The sequence below is a fragment of the Vibrio hepatarius genome (genome assembly GCF_011806575.1).
Lineage (GTDB): Bacteria > Pseudomonadota > Gammaproteobacteria > Enterobacterales > Vibrionaceae > Vibrio > Vibrio hepatarius_A.
In genome coordinates, this window is sequence record NZ_JAATOO010000072.1 from 1 (window position 1) to 589 (window position 589).

Sequence of the window (589 nt, forward strand, 5' to 3'; positions counted from 1 at the left end):
CCATCCTTCCTTTTCCCTCCCTCTTTGGCCTCCTTTCCTCTCCTTCCTTCTTCTTCCTTTTTTTCTTTCCCCTCCTCTTCTTTCTCTTTTCTTCCTCTTCCCCCCTTTTTTCTTTCTCCTTCCCTCTCTCTTTCTCTTCTCTTCTTTTCTTCTTTCTTTTCTTTTCCTCTTTCCTTTTTCTTCTCCCCTCTCTTTCCTTCTCCTTTTTCTTTTCTTTCTTCCTTCCTTTCTTCTTCTTTTCCTCCCTTCCCCCTTCCCCCTTCCTTTCTCCTCCTTTCCTTCTCTTCCTTTCCTTCCCCCCTTCTTCCTTTCTTCTCTCTTCCTTTTCCCTCCTCTTCCTTTTTCTCTTTTACCTTGCTTTTCCTCTCCTTCCCCCCTTCCTTTCTTCCTTCCTCCTCCTCCCCCTTTCTTCCCCCCTTCCTTTCCTCCTTCTTTCTTTCCTTTCTCCCTTTCCCCCCCTTTCTTTCTCTCTCCCTTTTCTTCCTCCTCCTTTTCGAGGTACTAAAGTCCCTCTTCCCTTCTCTCTTCTTTTTTCTTTATTTTTTCCCCACTTTTCCTTGCCTGGGCTTCGGCCCCTTCCTTGAGGATC

The 589-nt window shown here is 46.0% G+C and carries 1 protein-coding gene; it reads right to left on the reverse strand.

Annotation, left to right across the window (positions count from 1 at the left end):
- Positions 1-349 precede the first annotated feature (349 nt).
- Positions 350-589, reverse strand: a 240-nt coding sequence (locus tag HCZ42_RS22220) for a hypothetical protein (RefSeq protein WP_175579599.1), incomplete at its 5' end; no start/stop codon positions are given.